The sequence below is a fragment of the Sphingobacterium sp. UBA7625 genome (assembly GCF_002484085.1).
GTDB classification, from domain to species: Bacteria; Bacteroidota; Bacteroidia; order Sphingobacteriales; family Sphingobacteriaceae; genus Sphingobacterium; species Sphingobacterium athyrii.
On sequence record NZ_DLJD01000009.1, the window covers coordinates 80,663 to 81,228 of the forward strand.

Annotated in this window: 1 protein-coding gene and 1 pseudogene; both read right to left on the reverse strand. The window is 36.4% G+C overall.

The window, feature by feature from the left end; all coding sequences use genetic code 11:
- Positions 1–149: pseudogene (locus tag B4G94_RS04010) on the reverse strand (30S ribosomal protein S5); the annotation flags it as partial.
- Between the two features lie 12 nt (positions 150–161).
- Positions 162–524 (reverse strand): 50S ribosomal protein L18, encoded by a 363-nt coding sequence (rplR, locus tag B4G94_RS04015; protein ID WP_172392455.1) that lies wholly within the window; start codon positions 522–524, stop codon positions 162–164.
- Positions 525–566 lie beyond the last annotated feature (42 nt).

Genomic DNA, 566 nt, shown 5'->3' on the forward strand with positions numbered 1-566 from the left:
ATACCGTTTTCATCACCTACTACAACAATTGCAGAGAAGCTGAAAGTACGACCACCTTTAGTAACTTTAGCTACACGTTGGATACTTACTAAGCGATCTTTTAATTCAATTTCGCTTGATTTTACTCTTTTTATATTGCTTAATGCCATTTCTTTCTATGATTAAAAGTCTAAACCGCCTTCGCGAGCACCTTCAGCCAAAGATTTGATACGGCCATGGTATAAGTACCCATTACGGTCAAAAACTACTTTATTAATACCTGCTGCTACTGCTTTTTCAGCAACCAATTTACCTACAGCTTTAGATTGATCAACTTTGTTACCAGATGCAACAAATTCTTTTGACAAGCTAGATGCAGCAACTAATGTTTTACCTGCATTGTCATCAATGATTTGCGCATAGATACCTTTGTTACTTCTAAAAACCGATAAACGTGGACGTTCAGACGTTCCAGCAAGGTTTTTTCTGATTCCTTTTTTGATTCTCTCTCTACGAGATGCTTTTTGTCCTGCCATGATTATTATTTTTTAGCTGATTTACCTGCTTTTCTTCTCAATACTTCACCT